Below are 22,198 nucleotides of genomic sequence, written 5' to 3'. Positions count from 1 at the left end.
GACCAGGTCAAGATCCGCGGCTACCGGATCGAACTCGGCGAGATCCAGAACACTTTGGCCGCCCACCCCGGGGTGGCCGAGGCCGTGGTGCTGGTGCGCGAGACCGTGTCTCCTGGCGAAGACGGCCCGGGCGACCGCCGACTGGTCGGCTACTACGTGCCCGGCGAACAGCCGGCGAGCGCGGAGGAGTTGCGGGCCCACCTGGCCCACAGCCTGCCCGAGTACATGGTGCCGGCCGCCCTGGTGGCGCTGGACGCCATTCCGCTGACCGGCAACGGCAAGACCGACAAGCGGGCGCTGCCCGCCCCGTCCGTCGAGCGCTCGGCCGGCCGGGTCCCGGCCGACGCGACCGAGCAGCTGCTCTGCGACCTGTTCGCCGAGGTGCTGGGCCTGCCCGAGGTCGGCGTCGAGGAGAGCTTCTTCGCACTCGGCGGCCACTCGCTGCTGGTCACCAAGCTGGTCAGCCGGATCCGCACCGCCTTCGAGGTCGAACTGCCGGTGCGCGCCGTCTTCGAGGCGCCCACCCCGGCCGGGCTGGCCGAGCGGGTGCCCCAGGCCGAGGGCGGCCGGGTGCAGCTGGCAGCGGGCGAGAGCGAGCGGGCCGCCGTGGTGCCGCTCTCCTACGCCCAGCAGCGGCTCTGGTTCCTCAACCGCTTCGAGGAGCGGCGCGAGGCCTACAACATCCCGATCTGCCTGCGGCTGACCGGCCCGCTGGACACCGCCGCGCTGCGCACGGCCCTGGACGACCTGATGCTGCGGCACGAGAGCCTGCGCACCGTCTTCCCGGAGCTGGACGGCGAGCCGCACCAGCTGGTCCGCCACGAGTTCGGCGGGATCCTCACCGAGCAGGAGCTGACCGAGGCCGAGCTGGCCGAGGCGGTCGCCGCCGCGGCCCGCACCGTCTTCGACGTCACCGCCGAACTGCCGCTGCACGCCTGGCTCTACCGGCTGGGCCCCGAGGATCACGCGTTCTGCCTGGTGATGCACCACATCGTCGCCGACGGCTGGTCGATGGCCCCCCTGGCCCGCGACCTGGCCACCGCCTACACCGCGCGGCTGGCCGGAGCGGCCCCCGCCTGGGACGAACTGCCGGTCCAGTACGCCGACTACACCCTGTGGCAGCGCGAGCTGCTCGGCACCGAGACCGACCCGGCCAGCCTGGCCGCCGCCCAACTCGACTTCTGGCAGCGGACCCTGGACGAGCTGCCGCCCGAGCTGCGGCTGCCCACCGACCGGCCCAGGCCGCCGGTGCCCAGCGACCTGGGCGGCAGCGTCAAGTTCGCGCTGGCGCCCGAGGTGTACCAGCAGCTGACCGCACTGGCCCGGGAGTGCGGGGCCACCGTCTTCATGGTGCTGCAGGCCGCCGTGGCGGCCCTGCTCGGCCGGCTCGGCGCCGGCACCGACATCCCGCTGGGCACCCCGGTGGCCGGCCGCACCGACGAGGCGCTGGAGGAGCTGATCGGCTTCTTCGTCAACACCCTGGTGCTGCGCACCGACCTGACCGGTGATCCGAGCTTCCGCGAGCTGGTGCACCGCGCCCGGGAGACCGACCTGGCCGCCTTCGCCCACCAGGACCTGCCGTTCGAGCGGCTGGTCGAGGTGCTCAACCCGGAGCGGGCGATCAACCGCCACCCGCTCTTCCAGGTGATGCTCGCCTTCGACGAGCGCACCAGCGGGCCGGCCTTCGAGCTGCCCCGGATCACCGCCGCCGAGCTGCTGCCGCCGACCGAGACCGCCAAGTTCGACCTGGCGTTCAACTTCTCCGAGCGGGCCGGCAGCGTGGAGTACGCGACCGACCTGTTCGACCGGGCCTCGGTCGAGCTGCTGGTCACCCGGCTGCTGCGGCTGCTCACCGCGGTCGCCGCCGACCCCGGCGTGCGGCTGTCCGAGGTGGAGCTGCTCGCCGAGGACGAGCGCGCCCGGATCCTCGGTGACTGGAACGCCACCGAGCGGGCCGGGGCGCTGCCCTCCTTCCCGGAGCTGTTCGAGCAGCAGGTCCGGGACACCCCGGACGCGGTGGCCCTGGTCGCCGTCGACGAGCAGCTCAGCTACGCCGAGCTCAACCGCCGCGCCAACCGCCTGGCCCGCGAACTGCGCGCCCGCGGCGCCGGCCCCGAGCGCTGCGTCGCCCTCGCCCTGCCCCGCACCAGCCTGCTGGCCGTCGCCCAACTCGCCGTCTGGAAGGCCGGCGCCGCCTACCTGCCGCTGGACCCGAAGGCCCCGGCCGACCGGACCGGGCACATGGTGCAGGACGCCCGCCCGGTGCTCGCCCTGGCCACCGCCGCCACCGCCGGCCCGCTCGGCGACCTGCCGGTGCTGCTGCTGGACGAGCTGCCGGCCGACCAGCCGGACACCGACCTCGGCCACCGGCCGGACCCGCACCACCCCGCCTACGTCATCTACACCTCCGGCTCCACCGGCCGCCCCAAGGGCGTGCTGATCGAGCACCAGAGCCTGGCCGAACTGTGCGCGGCCAACCGGCGGATGATCCTGGACCGGCACTTCGCCGCCGGCCCGGTGGCCGCCGCGCTGACCGCCGGGGCGACCTTCGACTCCTGGCTGGACGCCTTCAGCTTCCTGCTCGGCGGTCACCAGGTGCACCTGATCGACGACCAGACCCGGCTCGACCCGCGCGCCCTGGTGGACTACGTCACCCAGCAGCGGATCGACTTCCTGGACCTCACCCCGTCCTTCGCCACGGTGCTGGTCGAGGCCGGCCTGCTGGAGCGGCCGCACCGCGCCCCGGCCGTCGTCTCGGTCGGCGGCGAGGCGGTCCCGGCCGAGCTGTGGCAGCGGCTGCATGCCGCGCCCGGCACGGTGGGACTCAACTACTACGGCCCGACCGAGTTCACCGTGGACGCCGTCACCCTCAGCACCGAGCAGAGCGCGGTGCCGCTGATCGGCCGGCCGATCGACAACTCCCGCGCCTACCTGCTGGACCCCCACGGCAACCCGGTCGCCCCCGGCGTACCGGGCGAGCTGCACCTGGCCGGCTCCCGGCTGGCCCGCGGCTACCTGAACCGCCCGGACCTGACCGCCGACCGGTTCCGCCCCGACCCCTTCGGAGCCCCCGGCAGCCGGATGTACACCACCGGCGACCTGGCCCGCTGGACCGCCGACGGCCTGATCGACTTCCTCGGCCGCACCGACGACCAGGTCAAGATCCGCGGCTTCCGGATCGAACTCGGCGAGATCCAGGCCGTGCTGGCCGCCCACCCGCAGATCGTCCAGGCCGCCGTCACCGCCCGGGGCGGGCGCCTGTCCGCCTACCTGGTCCCGGTGGCCGGCGCCGCCCCGGACCACGCCGAGCTGCACCGCCACGCCGCGGCCGCCCTGCCCGACTACATGGTGCCCAGCGCCTTCGCGCTGCTGGACGAGCTCCCGCTGACCGCGCACGGCAAGCTGGACCAGCGCCGGCTGCCCGAGCCCGCCCAGCACCGGCCCACCGCGGGCCGCCCGCCGCGCACCAAGCAGGAGCGCGAACTCTGCTCGTTGTTCGGCGAGTTGCTGGATGTCACCGAGGTCTCGATCGACGACAGCTTCTTCGCGCTCGGCGGCCACTCGCTGCTCGTCACCAAGCTGGTCAGCCGGATCCGCACCGCCCTGGCGGTCGAACTGCCGGTGCGCGCCGTCTTCGAGGCGCCCACCGTGGCCGAACTGGCCGTCAAGCTGGCCGCCGCGACCGGGGCCGGCCTCCCGCTGGTCCCGGCCCGGCGACCGGCGCGGCTGCCGCTCTCCTACGCCCAGCAGCGGCTCTGGTTCCTCAACCGGTTCGCCGATGCGGGCGCGGCGTACAACATCCCGGTCGCGCTGCGCCTGAGAGGCGAACTCGACGTGCCCGCACTGCGGCTGGCGCTGGGTGACCTGCTGGAGCGGCACGAGAGCCTGCGCACCGTGTTCTCCGAGCAGGACGGCGCGGTCCTGCAGCGGGTGCTGGCCGAGCCCGGCGAGGTGCTGGAGCTGGTCGACCTGGCGGGCGAGGCCGAGCTGGCCGAGGCGGTCACCGCCGCGGCCGGCGAGGAGTTCGACCTGACCACCGAGATCCCGGTGCGGGCCTGGCTGTTCCGGCTCTCCCCCACCGACCACACCCTGGTCCTGACCCTGCACCACATCGCGGCCGACGGCTGGTCGATGGCTCCGCTCGGGCGCGACCTGGCCGCTGCCTACACCGCCCGGGCCACCGGGCAGCCCCTCGGGCAGCGGCCGCTGCCCGTGCAGTACGCCGACTACACGCTCTGGCAGCGCGAGCTGCTCGGCGCGGAGGACGACCCGGACAGCCTGATCAACGCCCAGCTCGACCACTGGCGCACCGCGCTGGCCGGCCTGCCCGAGCTGATCGAGCTGCCCACCGACCGGCCCCGCCCGCAGCAGCCCGACCACCGCGGCGGCAGCGTCGAGTTCACCCTGCCGCACGGCCCGCTGGCCCAGCTCGCCGCCCGGCACGAGGCCACCGTCTTCATGGTGCTGCAGGCCGCCGTGGCGGCGCTGCTCAGCCGGCTGGGCGCCGGCACCGACCTGGCGCTCGGCACCCCCGTGGCGGGCCGCACCGACGCCGCGCTGGACGAGCTGGTCGGTTTCTTCGTCAACACCCTGGTGCTGCGCACCGACCTGACCGGCGACCCGAGCTTCGGCGAGCTGCTGGACCGGGTGCGCCGCACCGACCTGGCCGCCTTCGCGCACCAGGACGTGCCGTTCGAGCGGCTGGTCGAGGTGCTCAACCCCGAGCGGGTGCTCAACCGCCACCCGCTCTTCCAGGTCATGCTGGCCTTCGACACCACCCCGGCCCCGGCCGCGGTCGACCTGCCGGGCCTGACCGCCGAGCCGCTGGACGCCACCGCGCGGACCGCCAAGTTCGACCTGTCCTTCGCCTTCGCCGACGGCCCCGACCAGTTGCTGCACGGCGCGGTCGAGTACGCCGCCGAGCTCTTCGACGAGGACACCGTGCGGCTGCTGGCGCAGCGTCTGGTGCACCTGGTCGAGGCCGCGGTGGCCGCGCCCGGCACCCCGCTGAGCGCACTGCCGCTGCTCACCGCGGGCGAGCGGCGCCTGGTGCTGGAGCAGTGGAACGACACCGCCCGCGCGGTGCCCGCCACCACCGTCCCGGCGCTGTTCGCCGCGCAGGTGGCCCGCACGCCCGAGGCGCCCGCCGTGCGGCACGCGGGCACCGTGCTCAGCTACGCCGAGCTCGACGCCCGCGCCAACCGGCTGGCCCACCTGCTGGTGGCCCGCGGGGTGCGCCCGGAGGAGTTCGTCGCCCTGGCGCTGCCGCGCGACGCCGAGCTGATGGTCGCCGTGCTCGGCGTGCTCAAGGCGGGCGCGGCCTACCTGCCGGTCGACCCGGCCTACCCCGCCGACCGGATCTCCTACATGCTGGCGGACGCCGAGCCGGCGCTGATCCTGACGCACAGCCAGGTCGCCCCGGCCACCGGCCCCCAGCTGCTGCTGGACGACCCGGCGGTGCGGGCCGAGCTTGCCGCGCTGCCGGACACCCCGCCGGTGACCGGCCTGCTGCCCGACCACCCGGCCTACGTGATCTACACCTCCGGCTCCACCGGCCGTCCCAAGGGCGTGCTGGTTCCGCACCGCAACGTCGCCGAACTGGCCGCCTGGTCGTTCGCCGAGCTCGGCGCGGGGGCACTGGCCGAGGTGCTGGCCGCCACCTCGCTCAACTTCGACGTGTCGGTCTTCGAGATGTTCGCCCCGCTGCTCAGCGGCGGCTGCATCGAGATCGTCCAGGACCTGCTGGCGCTGCTGGACCGGGACTGGCAGGGCACCCTGCTCAGCGCCGTGCCGTCCGCGCTGGCCCAGCTGCTCGCCCAGCGGCGCGGCGCGCCGCTGGCGGCCGAGCTGGTGGTGCTGGCCGGCGAGGGGCTGCCCGCGCACACCGCGGCCGCGATCCGCGCCGCCGTCCCGGGCGCCCGGCTGGCCAACTTCTACGGCCCGACCGAGACCACCGTGTACGCGACCGCCTGGCAGGACGACCGGCCCGCGGCCGGCGCCCCGCCGATCGGGCGCCCGCGCCACAACACCCTGGCCTACGTGCTCGACGCGCACGGCAGCCCGGTCCCGCCCGGCGTGCCCGGCGAGCTGTTCCTGGCCGGCGGCGGGCTGGCCCGCGGCTACCTGGACCGGCCCGCGCTGACCGCCGAGCGGTTCGTCCCTGACCCGTTCGGCCTGCCCGGCAGCCGGATGTACCGCACCGGCGACATCGTGCACTGGACCGCGGACGGCGAGCTGCAGTACCGCGGCCGCACCGACCACCAGGTCAAGGTGCGCGGCTTCCGGATCGAGCTGGGCGAGATCGAGGACCGGCTGGCCCGGCACCCGCAGGTGGCCCAGGCCGTCGTGCTGGTCCGCGAGACCGTGCTGCCTGGTGAGGACGCCCCGGTCGACCAGCGGATCGTCGCCTACCTGGTGCCGCGCGAGGGCGCCGCGCCGGATGACGAGGAGCTGCGGGCGCACGCGGCCCAAGCCCTGCCCGGCTACATGGTCCCGTCCGCCTTCGTGCTGCTGGCCGAGTTGCCGCTGAACCCGAGCGGCAAGCTGGACCGGGCCGCGCTGCCGGCGCCCGAGCACCGGGTGCAGGCCGAGGGCCGGGCCCCGCGGACGGCGCGCGAGCGCCGGCTGGCGGAGCTGTTCGCCCAGGTGCTGGGCGTCGAGCGGGTGGGGCTGGACGACAGCTTCTTCACCCTGGGCGGGCACTCGCTGCTGGTCACCAGGCTGGTCAGCCGGATCCGCGCCGAACTAGGCGTCGAACTGCCGCTGCGCGCCGTCTTCGAGGCGCCCACGGTGGCCGGCCTGACCGCGCGGCTGGCCGCGGCCCAGCGGGCCCGCACCGCCCTCACCCGGCGCCCGCAGCGGCCCGAGCGGATCCCGCTCTCCTACGCCCAGCAGCGGCTCTGGTTCCTCAACCGCTTCGAGGAGTCCGCCGCCACCTACAACCTGCCGATCGCGCTGCACCTGTCCGGCACGCTGGACGGCGCGGCCCTGCGGGCGGCCGTGCGCGACCTGGTCGAGCGGCACGAGAGCCTGCGCACCGTCTTCCCCGAACACCAGGGTGAGCCGTACCAGCAGATCGTCCCGATGGCCGAGGTCGGCGAGCTGGTCTCGGCCGAGCACGCCGACGTCGCGGCGGCGGCCCGGCACCGGTTCGACCTGACCCGGGAACTGCCGCTGCACGGCACCCTGCTGCGCGAGTCGGCCCAGGAGCACACCCTGGTCCTGACGATCCATCACATCGCCGCCGACGGCCTTTCGCTGGCCCCGCTGGCGGCCGACCTGGCCGCCGCCTACACCGCCCGGCTGGCCGGAGCGGCCCCCTCCTGGGACGACCTGCCGGTCCAGTACGCCGACTACACCCTGTGGCAGCGCGAGCTGCTCGGCACCGAGACCGACCCGGAGAGCCTGATCAGCGCCCAGCTCGACCACTGGCGCAGCGCGCTGGCCGAGCTGCCGGAGCTGATCGAGCTGCCCACCGACCGACCGCGTCCGGTGGAGAGCAGCAACCGCGGCGACCTGGTGGAGTTCGCGCTGGAGCCGGGCGCACTGGCCGAGCTGGCCCGGCGCTGCGACGCCACCCCGTTCATGGTGGCCCAGGCTGCGGTGGCCGCCCTGCTCGGCCGGCTCGGGGCGGGCACCGACATCCCGCTCGGCACCCCGGTCGGCGGGCGCACCGACGGCGCGCTCGACCCCCTGGTGGGCTTCTTCGTCAACACCCTGGTGCTGCGCACCGACCTGACCGGCAACCCGGCCTTCGGCGAGTTGGTGGCCCGGGTGAAGGCGGTGGACCTGGCCGCCTTCGCGCACCAGGACGTGCCGTTCGAGCGCTTGGTCGAGGTGCTCAACCCGACCCGGGCGATGAACCGGCACCCGCTCTTCCAGGTGATGGTGGCCTTCACCCCGGAGAGCACCGAGCAGGCGCCGCAGCTGCCGGGGCTGAGCGTGACCCCGGTGGCGCTGGGCGAGGAGAGCGCCAAGTTCGACCTCTCCTTCACCTTCTCCCCCGACGGCGGCAGCGTGGAGTTCGCCACCGACCTGTTCGACCGCGACACCGTCGCCCGGCTCGCGGACCGGCTGTGCCGCCTGCTGGCCGCGGTCGCCGCCGACCCCGGGCTGCCGCTCTCCGAGATCGAGCTGCTCACCCCCGCGGAGCTGACCCGGATCCTGGTCGACTGGAACGCCACCGAGCAGGGAAGCCCGCTGCCCTCCTTCCCGGAGCTGTTCGAGCAGCAGGTCCGGGACACCCCGGACGCGGTGGCCCTGGTCGCCGTCGACGAGCAGCTCAGCTACGCCGAGCTCAACCGCCGCGCCAACCGCCTGGCCCGCGAACTGCGCGCCCGCGGCGCCGGCCCCGAGCGCTGCGTCGCCCTCGCCCTGCCCCGCACCAGCCACCTGGTCGTCGCCCAACTCGCCGTCTGGAAGGCCGGCGCCGCCTACCTGCCGCTCGACCCCGCCGCCCCGGCCTCCCGGACCACCCAGATGCTCCAGGACGCCCGCCCGGTGCTCGGCCTGGCCATCGGCCGCACCGCGCACACCCTGGACGGACTGCCCGTCCTGCTGCTGGACGAGCCGGTGCCGGACCACCCGGACACCGACCTGGGCCTGCGCCCGGACCCGAACCACCCGGCCTACGTCATCTACACCTCCGGCTCCACCGGCCGCCCCAAGGGCGTGCTGATCGAGCACCGCAGCCTCAGCGACCTGGCCGGCACCAACCGACGGCTGCTGATGGAGCGTCACTTCGCCGGCCGCAAGGTAGGCGTGGCACTGACCGCGGGCGTCACCTTCGACGCCTGGATCGACCCGCTGAGCTGCCTGCTCGGCGGCCACCGGGTGCACCTGATCGACGAGGAGACCCGGCTCGACCCGCGGGCCGTGGTGCGCCACGTCACCGAGCACCGGCTGGAGTTCCTGGACATCACCCCGTCCTTCACCGCCGTTCTGGTCGAGGCAGGCCTGCTCGACCAGCCGGAGCACGCCCCGGCGCTGCTCTGGGTGGGCGGCGAGGCGGTCGATCCGGCGCTGTGGCAGCGGCTGCGGACGGCCGAGCGCACCAGCACCGTGAACTGCTACGGCCCCACCGAGACCACGGTGGACGCCGTCATGCTGGACGCGCGGGCCTGTGCCGAACCGCTGATCGGCCGCCCGATCGACAACGGCCGTGCCTACGTGCTGGATCCGCACGGCAACCCGGTGCCGCCCGGCGTCGCTGGTGAACTGCACCTGGCCGGCGCGGGGTTGGCCCGCGGCTACCTGAACCGCCCGGACCTGACCGCCGACCGGTTCCGCCCCGACCCGTTCGGGGCGCCCGGTGCCCGGATGTACACCACCGGCGACCTGGCCCGCTGGAGCGCCGACGGCCTGCTCGAGTTCCTGGGCCGGGCCGACGACCAGGTCAAGATCCGCGGCTTCCGGATCGAACTCGGCGAGATCCAGGCCGTGCTGACCGGCCACCCCGACCTGGCCCGGGCCGCGGTCCTGGTCCGCGACGGGCGGATCGTGGCCTACCTGGTCCCCGAGCAGGGCCGGACCCTGCCCGAGCCGGAGGTGCTGCGCAAGTACACCGCCGACGCGCTGCCCGACTACATGGTGCCCAGCGACTTCGTGGTGCTGGACGAGCTCCCGCTCACCGCGCACGGCAAGCTGGACCAGCGCCGCCTGCCGGCCCCGGAGCACTCCCGGCGCACCGTCGGGCGGGCGCCGCGCACCGAGCGTGAGCGGCAGCTGTGCGCGCTGCTGGCCGAGTTGCTGGAGCTGCCCGAGGTCTGGGCCGACGACAGCTTCTTCGCGCTCGGCGGCCACTCGCTGCTGGTCACCAAGCTGGTCAGCCGGATCCGCACCGAGCTGGGCGTCGAACTGCCGGTCCGCACCGTCTTCGAGGCGCCCACCGTGGCCGAGCTCGCCGAGCGGCTGGCCGGGCACCAGCGGCCCGCCGCGATCCCGGCCCTGCTGCCGCTGCGCCGCACCGGGGAGTTGCGCCCGCTGTTCTGCGTGCACCCGGGGCTGGCGGTCGGCTGGGGCTACGCCAACCTGCTGCCGCACCTGCCGGCCGAGCTGCCGGTGTACGCGGTGCAGGCCCGGGGCCTGGCCGGGCCGGCCGAGCTGCCGACGGCGATCGAGGAGGTGGCGGCCGACTACCTGACGCTGGTCCGCGAGGTCCAGCCCAGCGGCCCGTACCGCCTGCTCGGCTGGTCCTTCGGCGGCCTGCTGGCCCACCAGATGGCCGCTCAGCTGCGCACCGCCGGCGAGCAGGTGGAGCTGCTCGCGGTGCTGGACGCCTACCCGGACTGGCGCGGCTTCGAGCCGCTGCCCGCCGACGCCGACGAGCGCACCCAGCTGGCCGAGGTGCTGGCCGGGCTCGGCATCCTGCCGGCCGGCGCCGAGCACGAGCCGCCGACCCCGGCGCCCCGGCTGCGCTTCCTGGAGGTGCTGCGCGCCGCCTACCCGGAGCTGGCCGACCTGGACGCCGGCACCGCCGACCGGCTGGTCGAGGTGCTGCTCAACTTCCAGCGGATCGCCGAGCCCTACCGGGCCCCGGCCCAGGGCGGCGACCTGGAGCTGTTCGTCGCCACCAGGACCGAGTCGACCGAGCACCCCAAGCCGGCCGCCTGGCAGGCGCTGCTCAGCGGCGCACTGACGGTGCACCAGCTCGAGTTCGGCCACGCCGAACTGGCCTCCCCGGCTGCCTCGGCCCGGATCGCCGCCGCGCTCGCCGAGCGCCTGAACGCCCGCTGACCCTCCCTCACCCACACGAACGAAGGCCCTCGATGACCGCACCAGCACGACACCTGATCTCCATCTCGGACCTGACCGACGACGACCTGCGCCAGTTGGTCACCCGTGGCGTGGAGTTCGCCGAGCAGGACCGGCCGGCCGGGAGCGCGCTGGCCGGCCGGGTGGTGGGTGTCTACTTCAAGCGGACCTCCACCCGCACCCGCACCGCGTTCTCCAGCGGCACCCTGCGCCTGGGCGGCGAGCTGCTCACCTACCAGCCCGGCGACCTGCAGCTGAACACCGGCGAGACGCTGGAGGACACCGGCGACGTACTCTCCCGGATGATCGACGTCCTGGTGGCCCGCACCGCCGAACCCTCCGCCGACCTGCGGGCGCTGGCCGCCCAGGGCCGGATGCCGGTGATCAACGCGATGAGCACCGAGGAGCACCCGACCCAGGCGCTGACCGACCTGACCACCATGCAGCGGCACTTCGGGCAGGTCGACGGCCTGCGGGTGCTCTACCTGGGCGAGGGCAACAACACCGCCTCCGCGCTGGCCCTGGCGCTCTCCCGCTACCCGGGCACCGAGCTGCACCTGCGTACCCCCGCGGGCTACGGCCTGCTGCCCGACTACCTGGCCCGGGCCGTCGAGCAGGGCGCCAGGCACGGTTCGCTGGTCACCGAGCACCACGATCTGGACCAGCTGCCCCGGGACGTGGACGTCATCTACACCACCCGCTGGCAGACCACCGGCACCGACAAGCCGGACGCCAACTGGCGCGACCGCTTCGACCCGTTCCAGGTGCGCGCCGAGCTGTGGGAGCGGAGCCCGAAGGCGGTCTTCATGCACGACCTGCCCGCCCACCGCGGCGAGGAGGTCACCGCCGAGGTGCTGGACGGACCGGCCAGCATCGCCTTCTGGCAGGCGGGTCACAAGCTGACCAGCGCCATGGCCGTGCTCGAGTGGTGCGCCGGGGGCCAGGCATGAGCCTCGACGCCCTCGACCCGGTGACCGCCGCGGCCCCGGCCGCAACCGCCCCTGCCGAACCTGCCGCCACCGGACCTGCCGGCGCGGAAGCTTCCGGCACCACCTCGGACACCGCCGGGGCCGGGCCCGGTCCGCTGCGCCGCAACCGGGACTTCGTCCTGCTGTGGAGCGGCACCGCGCTCTCCTCGCTCGGCTCCCAGGTCTCCTCCTTCGCCTACCCGCTGATCGTGCTCTGGTCCGGCGGCTCGGTCCGCTCGGCCGGCCTGGTCGGCGCGGCGGCGGCGCTGCCGCAGCTGCTGCTCTCGCTCTTCGCCGGCGTGCTGGTCGACCGCTTCGACCGCAAGCGCCTGATGCTGGCCTGCAACCTGGGCCGGTGCGCCGCGCTCGCGGTGCTGGTGGCCACCCTGGTGGCGGGCAAGGTGCTGCTGCCGGTGCTGCTGGCGGTCGCCTTCGTCGAGGCGAGCCTGGGCGTGGTGCACCGGCTGGCCGAGCACGCGGCGGTGCGCAACGTGGTCCACCCGGACCACCTGGACCAGGCGATCTCGCAGAACGAGGCCCGGGTGCAGGCCACCGGCCTGCTCGGGCAGCCGCTGGCCGGCGCGCTGTCGGCGGTGGCGTTCTGGGTGCCGCTGCTCTTCACCGCCGTCTCCCAGCTGGTCTCCTTCGCCACCCTGGCCTCGATCCGCAAGAGCTTCCAGGCCGAGCGCACGGGGACCGGCGAGCGCGGCAAGGTGCTGCCGGAGATCGCCGCCGGGGTGCGCTGGCTCTGGCAGCACCGCGGGCTGCGGGCCGCCGCCGCCGTGATCGCGGTCAGCAACCTGCTCTTCGAGGTGCTCACCCTGGGCATGCTCACCGTGCTGCGGCACGACGGGGTCTCGCCCGCGGTGGTCGGCCTGGTGATGGGCGCGGCCGGGATCGGCGGAGTGGCCGGGGCGCTGTCCACCTCCTGGTGGCTGGAGCGGCTCAGCCTGCCGACCATCGTGATCGGCGCCAACCTGATCTGGGCGGTGCTCTTCCCGCTCACCGTGCTGCTGCACAACCCGCTGCTGTTCGCCCTGGTGATCACGCCGATGGCGCTGATCGGGGCGGCCTGGACCATCGCGGTGGTCTCCTACCAGGTCCGGGTCACCCCGGACGACCTGCAGGGCCGGATCGCCAGCGTGGTCTCGATCATCGCCTTCGGCACCCTGCCGCTGGGCGCGCTGATCGGCGGGTTCGCCCTGCAGTCCTTCGGGTTCCGGCCCACCGTGCTGGCGTGCAGCGCCGTGATGGCCCTGCTCGCGCTGGCCGCGGTGTTCAGCCCGGCGCTGCGCCGCCTCGGTGCCGCCGAGCCCGCCGAGCCCGCCGACGCCACTGACTCCCCCGCCCTCATCGAGACCGGAAAGTGACGGTGCCTCATGCGTGATCTGATCGAAGCGACCGCGCACCACGCCGGGCGCACCCCGCAGGCCGCGGCCGTGGTCTTCGCCACCGGGGACACCGAGCGCGTCCTGACCTACCGCCAGCTCGTCGCCGGCGCCCAGGCGGTGGCCGCCGAGCTGCGCCGCACCGCCGAGCCCGGGGACCGCGCGCTGCTGCTCTTCCCGACCGGCCTGGAGTTCGTCACCGCCTTCCTGGGCTGCCTGTACGCCCGGGTGGTGCCGGTCCCGGTGCCGCTGCCCGACCGCGGCAGCAGCCAGCGCCGGCGCACCAGCGGCGTGGTCGCCGACTGCGGCGCCCGCCTGCTGCTCACCGACCGCGCCACGCTGCCCGAGGTGGCCGAGTTCGCCGAGCAGGAGCAGCTGACCGAGGTGCGCTGCCTGGCGGTGGAGGAGGTCGCCGAGGTGGCCGAGGCCGACTGGGTCTGGCCGGCCGCCGACCCGCAGGACCCGGCCTTCCTGCAGTACACCTCCGGCTCCACCAGCGACCCCAAGGGCGTGGTGGTCAGCCACGCCAACCTGCGGCACAACTTCGGCGAGCTGCGCGCCATCCTCACCCTGGAGCAGCAGCACACGGTGTGCAGCTGGGCCCCGCTCTTCCACGACATGGGCCTGATCGCGGCCCTGCTGCTGCCGCTGTACCAGGGCGGGCGCACGGTGCTGCTGCCGCCCACCGACTTCATCCGCCGCCCGTACACCTGGCTGCGGCTGATCCAGCGGCACCGCGCCACCCACTCCTTCGCGCCGAACTTCGCCTACAACCTGTGCGCGCTCTCGGTCACCGACCAGCAGCTGGCCGAACTCGACCTGTCCAGCTGGCAGGTGGCCGCCAACGGCGCCGAGCCGGTGCACGCCCGCACGCTGGCCCGGTTCGCCGAGCGGTTCGCCGCGGCCGGCTTCTCGGCCACCGCGCTGCGCCCCGCCTACGGCCTGGCCGAGGCAACCCTCGGGGTCACCGCGGGCATCCCGGGCCGGGCCCCGAACGTCACCACGGTCGACCCGGCCGAGCTGGAGGGCAACGTCTTCCGGCCGGCGCCGACCGGCTTGGAGCTGGTCAGCTGCGGGCGTCCCGCCTCGCTGGACCTGCGGATCGTCGACCCGGCCGACCACCGGGTGCTGCCGGACGGCCAGGTGGGCGAGATCTGGCTGCGCGGCGACTCGGTCAGCGCGGGCTACTGGAACAAGCCCGAGGTGAACGCGCGGGTCTTCGGCGCGGCCACCGCCGACGGCAGTACCGGCTACCTGCGCACCGGGGACCTGGGCGTGGTGCACGACGGCGAGCTCTACGTCACCGGCCGGATCAAGGACATGATGACGATCAATGGCCGCAACATCTACCCGCACGACGTGGAGCGCGAGGTCGGCGAGCTGCACCGCAGCTTCGGCGGCCTGCAGGGCAGCGTCTTCTCGGTGCCGGCCCCGGCCCCGCTGGAGGAGCTGGTGGTGGTCCAGGAGGTGCGGGCCGCCCGGCTGGACGGCACCGCGCTGCCGGAGCTGGCCCAGGCCGTCAAGGTGGAGCTGCGCCGCAGCCTCGGCATGGCGGTGGGCAACGTGGTCTTCCTCAAGCCGGGCCGGGTCAGCCGGACCACCAGCGGCAAGATCCAGCGCTCCCGGATGCGCGAACTCTTCGTCAACGGCGCACTGGAGCCGCTGTACGAGGAGCTCAGCCCGCGCGCCCGGGCCCGCTACCGCCGCCCGGAGCCGGTCGGGGAGGGCGCGTGAAATCCGCCGTCGCCCAACTCGTCGAGTGCTTCGACCGCGGCCTCGGCGACCCGCACGACCCGCTGCAGATCTTCTCCTTCGCCCGCTGCCAGGAGCTGGACGAGCGCGAGGAGTTCCCCACCGAGATCTGCCAACGGCTGGACGGCCTGGGGCTGGCCCGCCGCTACGTGCCCGCCGCGCTCGGCGGCGAGCTGCACAGCTACGAGGAACTGGCCGCCCTGGTCCGCCTGGTGGCCCGCCGCGACCTGACCGTCGCGGTGGCCCACGTGGGCACCTTCCTGGGCGCCGCCTCGGTCTGGCTGGCCGGGCGGCCCGAGCAGGCCGCGCAGCTGGCCCGCGAGGTGGAGGCCGGCAGCGTGGTCTCGCTGGCGCTGTCCGAGCGCGAGCATGGCAGCGACCTGCTGGCCAACCGGGTGCGGACCTCTGGCGGCGAGGACTGGTACCGGATCGCCGGCGAGAAGTGGCTGATCGGCAACGCCTCGCGCGGACAGCTGGTCTGCGTGCTGGCCCGCACCGAGCCGGTCGGCGGCCCGCGCGGCTTCAGCCTGCTGCTGGTGGACAAGCGCCGCCTGGCGCCGGGCAGTTACCGCTGCCTGCCGGCGGTGCGCACGGTCGGCATCCGGGGTGCGGACATCAGCGGGATCGAGTTCCGCGAGGCCGAGGTGCCCGCCGACGCGCTGGTCGGCGCGGCCGGCACCGGGCTGGAGACGGTGCTCAAGTGCCTGCAGCTGACCCGCACGCTGTGCGGAGCGCTCTCGCTGGGCACCGCCGACCACGCGCTGCGCCTGGCGGTGCGCAACAGCGCCACCGGCGCCAACCCGGCGCTGGCCGGCGCCTACGCCGACCTGCTGGTGGCCGAGGCGGTCACCCTGGTGGCCGCCCGCGCGGTGCACGCGCTGCCCGGCGAGCTGAGCGTGGCCTCGGCCGCGGTCAAGGCCTTCGTGCCGACCCTGGTCGAGGAGTTGATCGCCGACCTGGCCCGCGAGCTGGGCCCGGCGCTGCTGCTGGCCGAGCCGACCGAGGCGGACAGCTTCCAGAAGCTGGAACGCGACCACCACATCATGAGCATCTTCGACGGCAACACCGCGGTGAACCTGAACGCCCTGGTCAACCAGTTCGACGCGCTGGCCCGCGGTTACCGGCGGGCCCGGGTGGACCAGGCCGGCCTGGCCGCCGCCACCACGCTGTCCGACCCGCTGCCCGCGGCCGACACCAGCCGGCTGGCGCTGTTCTCCCGGCACGGCAGCAGCCTGGTGCAGAGCCTGCCCGCCGCCCTGGCCGAGCTGACCGACCCTCATTTCGCCCCGCTGGCAGCAGCGCTGGCCGAGCAGGCCGAGCAGCTGCACACCGAGATGGCGGAACTGCGCCCGTCCGCCCGCGAGGTGCCGGCCATGGCCTACGAGCTGGCCCGGCGCTACACCGTGCTGTTCGCGGCAGCCGGCTGCGTGCAGCTCTGGCTGCACAACCGCACCGCCGACGACTCGCCGTTCTGGCAGCACGGCGACTGGCTGCGCGCCGCGCTGATCCGGCTGCTCGGCCAGCTGGGCGCGGGCAGCGGCGAACTGCCGGCCGACCTGGTCGCCGAGCTCACCGAGCGGCTGCGCCACCAGCACAAGGCCGGCCGGCTCTTCTCGCTGCTCGACTGCCAGTTGGAGGAGAGCGCATGACCGCCACCCTGTCCCGGACCGCCGACCGGCTCGGCGATCCGGCCGACGCGGCCAACCCGCTCGGCTTCGCGGCCCTGGTCGCGGCCGACGAGCGCGGCGAACTGCCCGCGGTGCAGCTGGGGTTCACCCCGGAGCTGGTCCGCGCGCTGGGCGGGCGCGACCTCGGCCTGGTGCTGGGGCGGGCGCTGGCCCCGGCACTGAGCGGCCTGCCGCGGCCGGCCGGCTACGCCTTCCTGCGCGAGGAGCCGCTGCGGGCCCGGCCGGTGGACGGCGCGCTGCTGCTCGACGGCCAGGTGCACGCCACCGGGCCCGGCGCGCTGCTGCTCACCGTGGAGCTGGCCGGCACCGCCCGGTACCTGCTGCTGCCCGCCGAACTGCGCCCGCCGGCCGGGCCGTTCTACCGCACGCCCGGGCTGCGCGGCTGCCGCCCGCACCGGCTCGCCTTCACCGGCCACCGGGTGCCGGCCGACGCCCTGCTGCCCGGCCCGGCGGACCCGGCCCGGGCGGCCCGGCTGCTGGCCGGGGCGACCCTGGGCGCGCTGGACACCCAGCTGCGCACCACGCTGCGCTTCGCCGAGCAGCGCGAGCTGTACGGCCGTCCGGTCACCGCGCTGCCCAGCGCCCGGGCGGCGCTGGCCGAGGCCTTCACCGATCTGCTGATCGCCGACTGCTGTCTGGCCCGGGGCACCGCGGCCACGGTCGAGCAACTGGTCCCGGTCCTGGTCCGGGAGGCCGGGCACCGGCTCGCGCTGCTGCTCGGCGCCCGCTCCTACCTGCGCGAGGGCGAGCACGCGATCTTCCAGAAGCACCAGCGCGACCTCACCACGCTGGCCGCCCTGCGCGGCCCGCTGCACCAACCCGGCGCGCGGCTGGCCGAGCAGGCCGCCCAGGCCTGCCGCCTGGTCCAGCAGCAGTCCGCCGACCCGTTCCGCTCCGCACCGCACTGGCTGGCCGCCGCCCTGCACCGGCTGGCCGGCCTCGGGGATCCGACCGCGCGGGCCCCGCACCCGCACGACCTGCCCCCGAACGACTCGCCGGCCGCACGGGCCGAGCGGGACCAGCTCCTGCTGGACGAACTGCGCCGCCGGCAACGGCCGGCCACCAGCCCGTCCTGACCACCCACCCCACCAACTGACGCACCAGCACTGTCTAGGGAGTTCACCATGTCCGAGCAGACCGTCGAGACCTCGGTGGCCGGGATCACCGCCTGGCTCACCGAGCGGGTCGCCTTCTTCCTGGAGACCGAGCCGGACCAGCTGCGACCCGACGTCAATCTGGTCGAGTACGGCATGGACTCGGTCTACGGGATGAGCCTGATCGCCCAGATCGAGGACCGCTTCGAGGTGGAGCTCTCCCCCACCCTGGCCTGGGACCACCCCACCATCGGCGGCCTGGCCGGCCACCTGAACGAGCTGGTCGGGGTCTGATGAGCAGCGAACACCTCCCCCTGACCACCGGGCAGGAGGCGCTCTGGTTCCTGCACCGGATGGCGCCCACCAGCCCGGCCTACAACGTGGCGATGGCGGTCCGGATCCACCAGCGGGTGGACGACCAGGCGCTGCGCCGGGCCGTCCAGCGGGTGCTGGAGCGCCACGAGCTGCTCCGCTCCCGGTTCACCGAGGTCGACGGCACGCCCTACCGGGTGGTGCACCGCGGCCCGATCGAGGTGCTGGAGCTGCACGAGCTGCCAGGCGCCGCGGACACCGAACTGCACGAGCGGGCGCATGCGGCGGTCAACCGCCCGTTCGACCTGACCGCGCCGGGACCGATCCGGGTGCTGCTGCTGCGCCCCTCGCCCAGCGACGCGGTGCTGCTGGTGGTGGCACACCACCTGGCCACCGACGGTGCCTCGCAGGTGATCGTGCTGGGCGACCTGCTGACCGCCTACCGGGCCGAACTGGACGGCACCGAGCCCAACTGGCCCGAGCTGCGCCGCCCGTTCCAGGAGCTGGTGGACGCCGAGGAGGAGCTGCTCACCTCCCCGCGCCGGGCCGAACTGGCCGACTACTGGCGGGAGGTGTGCTCCGGCGCACCGCCGGTGCTGGAGCTGCCGGTGGACCACCAGCGCCCGGCCCGCAAGCGGTACGCCGGAGCCAGCCACGACCTGCGGCTGCCCGAGGAGCTGGTGCAGCGGCTGCGGCCGGCCGCGGCCGCCGCCGCGGTCACCCCGTTCGCGGTGCTCTTCGGCACCTTCCAGGCACTGCTGCACCGGTGGACCACGCAGGCCGACTTCCTGGTCGGCTACGCGGTGACCACCCGGCCGGAACGGACCATGAAGGACGCGGTCGGCTACTTCGTCAACACCCTGCCGCACCGGGTGCGGATCGGCCGGCAGCTTACTTTCCGTCAACTGTTCGGCGCGATCGGCGAGCAGGTGCGCCAGGACCTGGCCCACCGGGACTTCCCGCTGCCGCTGCTGCCCGGGGAGCTGGGGCTGGCCGCCGACCCGGGGCGGACCCCGGTCTTCCAGGCGATGTTCAGCCTGGTGGCCGCCAACCGGTTCCAACCGCTGCTGGAACTGCTCGCGCTGGGCGACCCGGGCGCCGAGCTGATCCACCACGAGCTGCGGCTGTCCGGCTTCGCGGTGCCGCAGCAGGAGGGGCAGTTCGACCTGAGCGCCGAGGTGCTGGCCGGTACCGGCGGCGTCAAGGTCGCGCTGAAGTACGACGCCGACCTCTTCGAGCCGGCCACGGTGGCTCGGATGGCGGCCCACTACGAGCGGCTGCTGGCCGCCGCGCTGGCCGACCCGGACACCCCGGTGGCCGCCGTCGACCTGGTCGATCCCGCCGAACGCGAAGCGCTCCTCGCCTTCGCCACCGGCCAGTGGTGACCGCCCTCGCGGCCGCCACCGGTGCCGCCACCAGAACCTCACCGAGACTGGGAGAGAACGGCGTCATGCCGACACACAAGTCCGCCACCCTGGCCCCGGAACCGCCGGTCGACCAGGACAGCCCGCTGACCTACCGGTTGGCCGCACTGGCCGCCACCTTCGCGGAGACCCCGCTGGTGCGGCTCGACGACGAGCGGATCGAGCTCTACGCCAAGCTGGAGTACTGCAACCCCAACGGGAGTTCCAAGGACCGCTCGGCCTTCTGGATCCTCAAGCGCGCCATCGAGCGCGGCGAGATCACCCGGGAGACCACGGTGGTGGAGTCCTCCTCCGGCAACTTCGCGATCTCGATGGCCGCGTTCTGCCGGGCGCTGGGCATCGGCTTCGTGCCGGTGATCGACCCCAACTGCAACGCGCTCACCGAGGCCTACCTGGACATCATGTGCGACTCGGTGGAGAAGGTCACCGAGCGCGACGCCAGCGGCGGCTTCCTGAACACCCGACTGGCCCGGGTGCGCGAGCTGTGCCGGGTGCTCCCGCACGCCTACTGGCCCAACCAGTACGCCAACGACGACGCGCTGACCGCGCACTACGAACTGACGGGCGGTGAGATCGCCCGGATGATGCCCGAGTTGGACTACGTCTTCCTCGGGGTGAGCACCGGCGGCACCATCGCCGGCCTGTCCCGCCGGGTCAAGGAGACCTACCCGAGCGCCACCGTGGTCGCGGTGGACGCGGCCGGCTCGGCCATCTTCGGCCAGCCGCCGGCCACCCGCCGGCTGCCGGGCCTGGGCTCCAGCCTGGTCCCGCAGCTGTGCGAGCGGGCGCTGATCGACCACGTGGTGATCGTGCCGGAGGCCCGGGCGGTGCGCGGCTGCCTGGACCTGGTGCGCCGGCACGGCCTGTACACGGGCGGCTCCACCGGCAGCGTGTACGCCGCGATCGAGCACTGGTTCACCGAGCACCCGCCGGCCGCCGGCGAGCGCCCGCGGGTCGCCTTCCTGTGCGCCGACCGCGGCATCGCCTACGCCGACACCGTCTACAACCCCGCCTGGGTGGCCGCCGCCTTCGGCACCGGAACACCGCCCGCCGCCTGGTCGCTCACCCCGTCCGCCGCCCTCTGACCCTCCCGGAGTCCGCCATGACCGACACCCAGCTCACCTTCCCCCCGCTGCGCGTGCTGACCGGCGCCGACGTCCTCAAGCAGGTCGACGGCCACCGCGAGACCTGCGTGGACGTGGTCCGCCGCGCCTACCTGGCGCACGCGGCCGGGGACAGCAGCAACCCGCACAGCGCCTTCCTGCGCTTCCCGCACCGGCCCAGCTCCCGGATCATCTCGCTGCCGGCCTACCTGGGCGGCGAGTTCGAGGTGGCCGGGATCAAGTGGATCGCCAGCTTCCCGGAGAACCTGGCCCGCGGCATCCCGCGCGCCTCGGCCGTGCTGGTGCTCAACTCCACCGAGACCGGCTACCCGTACGCCGTGCTGGAGTCCTCCGTCATCTCCGCCACCCGCACCGCCGCCTCCGCCGTGCTGGGCGCCGAGGCCCTGGTCGGCGAGCGCCGGGCCCGCCGGGTCGGGCTGGTCGGCACCGGGCTGATCGCCGGCCACGTCTGGAAGTTCCTGCGCGACCTCGGCTGGCAGATCGACGGCCTGCGGCTGTTCGACCTGGACCGGGCGCACGCCGAGCGGTTCGCCGGCACCCTGGACGCGGCCGGGGTCGAGGTCGAGGTGGTGGACCGGCTGGACGACGCCTTCCTCGACTGCGACCTGGTGGTGCTCACCACGGTGGCCGGCGAGCCGCACGTGCACGACCCCGAACTGCTCGCCCACAACCCGGTGGTGCTGCACCTGTCGCTGCGCGACCTGGCCCCCGAACTGGTGCTGGCCGCGCAGAACATCACCGACGACATCGACCACGCGGTGCGCGAGCGCACCTCCCTGCACCTGGCCGAACAGCAGGTCGGCCACCGGGACTTCGTGCACGGCACGATCGCCGACGTGCTGAACGGCACGCTGGTGCGCGACCCCTCCCGGGCCGCGGTCTACGCCCCGTTCGGCCTCGGCGTGCTGGACCTGGCGGTGGGCCAGTGGGTGCACGCGCAGCTGGCGGAGACCGGGTCGGGGGCGGAGCTGGCGGACTTCTTCGGGGACGCGGTGCGGTGACTAGCATGGGGGGATGGCCGAGCTCTTCCCGCGATCGCGGGCCACCGTGGCCCCGGGGGCGGTGCACCTGCCCGACTGGCTGGCCCTGGAGCAGCAGCGGGAGCTGGTCGCCGCCTGCCGGGAGTGGGCCCGCGGGCCGGTGCCGATGCACCGCACCCGGCTGCCGAACGGCGGGGTGATGTCGGTGCAGACGGTCTGTCTGGGCTGGCACTGGCAGCCGTACCGCTACACCCGCACCGCCGCCGACGTGAACGGCCGCCGGGTGGCCCCGCTGCCCGACCGGCTGGTCGAGCTGGGCCGCGCGGCGGTGGCCGAGGCGTACGGGGACGGGGCGGCCGGCGCGGCCTACGCCCCCGACACGGTACTGGTCAACTACTACGACGCCGAGGCCCGGATGGGCCTGCACCAGGACAAGGACGAGCGCAGCGACGCCCCGGTGGTCTCCCTCAGCATCGGGGCGAGCTGCCTGTTCCGGTTCGGCAACCCCGAGCACCGGGGGAAGCCGTGGACCGACCTGCGGCTGGCCTCCGGCGACCTGTTCGTCTTCGGCGGCCCCTCCCGGTACGCCTACCACGGGGTCACCAGGGTGCTGGCGGACACCGACCGGCCGGACACCGGACTGGCCGGCGGGCGGCTCAACCTGACGCTGCGGTGCACCGGTCTCAGCGACTGATCGCGCCGCCTGGGCGCGCCAC

Annotated in this window: 11 protein-coding genes; all 11 read left to right on the top strand. The window is 74.5% G+C overall.

Annotated elements, in window-relative coordinates:
• Positions 1-12 precede the first annotated feature (12 nt).
• The 11 genes from C7C46_RS05235 to C7C46_RS05185 all read left to right on the top strand — a co-directional run bounded on the left by C7C46_RS05235 (position 13) and on the right by C7C46_RS05185 (position 22,176).
• The gene (locus C7C46_RS05235) at positions 13-10,734 is read left to right on the top strand and encodes a non-ribosomal peptide synthetase (RefSeq protein ID WP_281278518.1); all 10,722 of its coding nucleotides are present in this window, start codon (positions 13-15) and stop codon (positions 10,732-10,734) included.
• 32 nt (positions 10,735-10,766) lie between these two features.
• On the top strand, positions 10,767-11,702 hold the full coding sequence (locus C7C46_RS05230; protein WP_110666191.1) for an ornithine carbamoyltransferase: 936 nt from the start codon (positions 10,767-10,769) through the stop codon (positions 11,700-11,702).
• Positions 11,699-13,090 (top strand): MFS transporter, encoded by a 1,392-nt coding sequence (locus tag C7C46_RS05225; RefSeq protein WP_110666189.1) that lies wholly within the window; start codon positions 11,699-11,701, stop codon positions 13,088-13,090. Before C7C46_RS05230 ends, C7C46_RS05225 begins: the two co-directional genes overlap by 4 nt.
• 9 nt (positions 13,091-13,099) lie before the next feature.
• Entirely contained in the window at positions 13,100-14,842 is a 1,743-nt protein-coding gene (locus tag C7C46_RS05220; protein ID WP_110666187.1) for a fatty acyl-AMP ligase, read from the top strand.
• Positions 14,839-16,509 carry an acyl-CoA dehydrogenase family protein gene (locus C7C46_RS05215; protein ID WP_110666185.1) on the top strand — a complete coding sequence of 557 codons (1,671 nt, stop codon included), beginning with the start codon at positions 14,839-14,841 and terminating at the stop codon, positions 16,507-16,509. The genes C7C46_RS05220 and C7C46_RS05215 overlap by 4 nt, the downstream gene beginning before the upstream one ends.
• Positions 16,506-17,624 (top strand): acyl-CoA/acyl-ACP dehydrogenase, encoded by a 1,119-nt coding sequence (locus C7C46_RS05210; RefSeq protein WP_110666183.1) that lies wholly within the window; start codon positions 16,506-16,508, stop codon positions 17,622-17,624. The genes C7C46_RS05215 and C7C46_RS05210 overlap by 4 nt, the downstream gene beginning before the upstream one ends.
• 48 nt (positions 17,625-17,672) lie before the next feature.
• The gene (locus C7C46_RS05205; RefSeq protein WP_110666181.1) at positions 17,673-17,936 is read left to right on the top strand and encodes an acyl carrier protein; all 264 of its coding nucleotides are present in this window, start codon (positions 17,673-17,675) and stop codon (positions 17,934-17,936) included.
• Positions 17,936-19,339 carry a condensation domain-containing protein gene (locus tag C7C46_RS05200; RefSeq protein WP_110666179.1) on the top strand — a complete coding sequence of 468 codons (1,404 nt, stop codon included), beginning with the start codon at positions 17,936-17,938 and terminating at the stop codon, positions 19,337-19,339. Before C7C46_RS05205 ends, C7C46_RS05200 begins: the two co-directional genes overlap by 1 nt.
• Positions 19,340-19,404: 65 nt before the next feature.
• Positions 19,405-20,463 carry a 2,3-diaminopropionate biosynthesis protein SbnA gene (sbnA, locus tag C7C46_RS05195; RefSeq protein WP_110666178.1) on the top strand — a complete coding sequence of 353 codons (1,059 nt, stop codon included), beginning with the start codon at positions 19,405-19,407 and terminating at the stop codon, positions 20,461-20,463.
• Positions 20,464-20,480: 17 nt separating this feature from the next.
• On the top strand, positions 20,481-21,503 hold the full coding sequence (gene sbnB / locus C7C46_RS05190; RefSeq protein ID WP_110666176.1) for a 2,3-diaminopropionate biosynthesis protein SbnB: 1,023 nt from the start codon (positions 20,481-20,483) through the stop codon (positions 21,501-21,503).
• Between the two features lie 13 nt (positions 21,504-21,516).
• On the top strand, positions 21,517-22,176 hold the full coding sequence (locus C7C46_RS05185) for an alpha-ketoglutarate-dependent dioxygenase AlkB family protein (RefSeq protein ID WP_110666173.1): 660 nt from the start codon (positions 21,517-21,519) through the stop codon (positions 22,174-22,176).
• Positions 22,177-22,198: the final 22 nt, after the last annotated feature.

It is taken from the genome of Streptomyces tateyamensis, from assembly GCF_003205575.1.
Classification (GTDB): Bacteria; Actinomycetota; Actinomycetes; order Streptomycetales; family Streptomycetaceae; genus Kitasatospora; species Kitasatospora tateyamensis.
This window is presented reverse-complemented; position numbering and strand designations above follow the sequence as displayed.

What these genes read in the sequence shown, in the direction of transcription:
- C7C46_RS05205 (WP_110666181.1), top strand. Translation starts at nt 17,673, where the DNA reads ATGTCCGAGCAGACCGTCGAGACCTCGGTGGCCGGGATCACCGCCTGG.
- C7C46_RS05225 (WP_110666189.1), top strand. Translation starts at nt 11,699, where the DNA reads ATGAGCCTCGACGCCCTCGACCCGGTGACCGCCGCGGCCCCGGCCGCA.
- C7C46_RS05230 (WP_110666191.1), top strand. Translation starts at nt 10,767, where the DNA reads ATGACCGCACCAGCACGACACCTGATCTCCATCTCGGACCTGACCGAC.
- sbnB (WP_110666176.1), top strand. Translation starts at nt 20,481, where the DNA reads ATGACCGACACCCAGCTCACCTTCCCCCCGCTGCGCGTGCTGACCGGC.
- C7C46_RS05220 (WP_110666187.1), top strand. Translation starts at nt 13,100, where the DNA reads ATGCGTGATCTGATCGAAGCGACCGCGCACCACGCCGGGCGCACCCCG.
- C7C46_RS05185 (WP_110666173.1), top strand. Translation starts at nt 21,517, where the DNA reads ATGGCCGAGCTCTTCCCGCGATCGCGGGCCACCGTGGCCCCGGGGGCG.
- C7C46_RS05200 (WP_110666179.1), top strand. Translation starts at nt 17,936, where the DNA reads ATGAGCAGCGAACACCTCCCCCTGACCACCGGGCAGGAGGCGCTCTGG.
- C7C46_RS05210 (WP_110666183.1), top strand. Translation starts at nt 16,506, where the DNA reads ATGACCGCCACCCTGTCCCGGACCGCCGACCGGCTCGGCGATCCGGCC.
- sbnA (WP_110666178.1), top strand. Translation starts at nt 19,405, where the DNA reads ATGCCGACACACAAGTCCGCCACCCTGGCCCCGGAACCGCCGGTCGAC.